The organism is Dialister sp. (genome assembly GCF_036343215.1).
GTDB lineage: Bacteria > Bacillota > Negativicutes > Veillonellales > Dialisteraceae > Dialister.
Window position 1 is genome coordinate 1 of record NZ_JAZASU010000187.1, and the last position, 1731, is coordinate 1731.

Annotated in this window: 2 protein-coding genes; both read right to left on the reverse strand. The window is 45.3% G+C overall.

All coding sequences use genetic code 11. The features are described 5' to 3' along the window. Positions 1–722, reverse strand: a 722-nt coding sequence (locus tag VZT47_RS10245) for an ESPR domain-containing protein (protein WP_330224860.1), incomplete at its 3' end; no start/stop codon positions are given. Between the two features lie 592 nt (positions 723–1314). After that, positions 1315–1731 (reverse strand): protease inhibitor I42 family protein (locus tag VZT47_RS10250; protein ID WP_330224861.1); only part of this gene is annotated, 417 nt, incomplete at its 5' end.

Genomic DNA, 1731 nt, shown 5'->3' on the forward strand with positions numbered 1-1731 from the left:
CTTCCGGATACCATATTATAAGCCCCTGTGTTCGTAGCAAAAGCACCATTGGTATAGCTGTTGGCGCCGATTGTCGTAGCGAAGACGTCAACACCCAGTTTATGCTTTTCCGCCATATTTACCTTTTTATCCCCAAGGTCTCCGTTATAGTTATGAGGGCCGATCATGACGCTGCCGGTACGGGCATAGGTATTGTCACCGATGGCGATGCTGGATACCGCTTTAGATGGGTCTTCCGGGTAAGCAGCCCCCCAATAAAAGCTTCCAAAATGGCTCTGCTTCCACTCAGTCTGCCCAAAGGCAAAGATCCGTTCCTGGCTGCCAGCCATATTCTCTACGTTTGCATTTTTACCGATAGCAATGCTTCCGCCCTGATTTACGTAGTTATCAATCATTGAACCGGAGCCGATTGCGATATCTCCACTGCCGCTGTGTGCCATCTCACCATTTGAATGTTTAATTGTTGCGCCATTACCAATGGCTATAGCACCATCTATACTGCCAGTTACAGCACCATCGCCTAGGGCAGCACCATCGCCTATGGCAATTGCAGCAGATGCAGTCAGTCCTCCCAGTCCTGTCAGTGTCATGACGGCTGCCAGGGTGAGAGCGGTGAGTCTGCTCCGTTTTTCTGATTTTCTGCCATGCCCTTTGGCGATTTCCGAAACGGCTACGTAGGTGTGACGGATTTCGCTCCAGACGATCTTGTAGATTTTGTTCATGTGTACCCCTCCCCGGCTGTTCCTTTTTTTACTTTCCTTTTCCTCTCATCCCGAAATGAAGTGGGAAACCAGCCTGTACAAATAAATGGATGTACCCAAAAATAAAGTGAAAAATATCTAAATATACATATAAATATTATATAAAATGGGGGGTAAGTCAACCTATAAACTTAATGGAATTATAACAATATGACTTTACAGCATAGCCATAAAATCAATCGATATCGAACTATAAATGATTTCATGAATGCAGTTCATGCCGATTTTATCGGGTCATATGAGATTTATGCCCCCTCTCCGTTCCAGCCGGATTTCCGGAAAAGCCGGTTCAACGTTGCAAAATTGGTAATTATAGGTCATAAGTTTATTTTATTCAGGACTGCATATTTATAAAATCCGGAAATATTTTCTTAATAAATGATAGTTTAAATCGACACGTCTAAATGTTTGTTCCAAATAATTCATTGGATTACCCGGGATTCCGGACTAAAACAGAACGTCCAATGAAAAAGCCCGCTTTCCATTTAAAGCGGGTTTTTCAAAACTAACAATTAACCACTAACCACTAAAAACTAACCACTACCCTGTTTCTTTAAAACGTTCCATCCTGCAGGTACATTTTCCGGTCCGGCCAGGCGCCGAGGATGACTTCTTCTTTTTCCAGGTTCTTCAGGAAAGCCGGCATATCTTCCGGTGCAAGAGGGGTCTTCAGTTTGAAGGATGCCATGGAGAGGTTCTTCATATCATAGATGAGGTCCATGTCATATTTCTCCGCCAGTGCTTTCAGGGTTTTCGTGGAAGTACCCTGTGCCAGGGATACGATGATCACCCGGTCTGATACGTCGGGATCTTTTTCCTGATGGGTGGAGAGGGATACGCCGGTAATGGTCCTGTCTTCGCCGGCTGTGATGGTGAGGTCATAAGCCTCTCCTTTTTCTCCGCCCTTCCAGGGCTGTTCATAGGAAAGGGTGAGGGTGGTGGTACCCGGTTTCCATGCTTTGAAGGTGAA